General features: G+C 58.9%; 1 protein-coding gene. It reads left to right on the top strand.

Features of this window, described 5'->3' with window-relative positions:
* Positions 1–265, top strand: a 265-nt coding sequence (locus R0J92_RS23635; protein ID WP_411053468.1) for a thiamine pyrophosphate-dependent enzyme, incomplete at both ends; no start/stop codon positions are given.

Genomic DNA, 265 nt, shown 5'->3' with positions numbered 1-265 from the left:
GGAGGAAAGCTACACGCGTGGCCTCATTCACGGAACGATGCATCTTTCCATCGGGCAGGAAGCAAGCGCGATGGGCTCCTGTCTGCCGCTCAACGACGACGACATGATCACATCCACCCATCGCGGTCACGGCCACTGCATCGCCAAGGGCGCGGATGTGAAGCGCATGTTTGCCGAGTTTTTCGGCAAGGAAACCGGCTATTGCAAGGGCCGTGGCGGCTCCATGCACATTGCCGATGTTTCCAAGGGCAATCTTGGCGCAAAC

The sequence above is a fragment of the Tritonibacter sp. SIMBA_163 genome, from assembly GCF_046535935.1.
GTDB classification, from domain to species: Bacteria; Pseudomonadota; Alphaproteobacteria; order Rhodobacterales; family Rhodobacteraceae; genus Epibacterium; species Epibacterium scottomollicae.
Note: the sequence above shows the minus strand (reverse complement) of the source record. Positions and strands in the feature narration are given on the sequence as shown.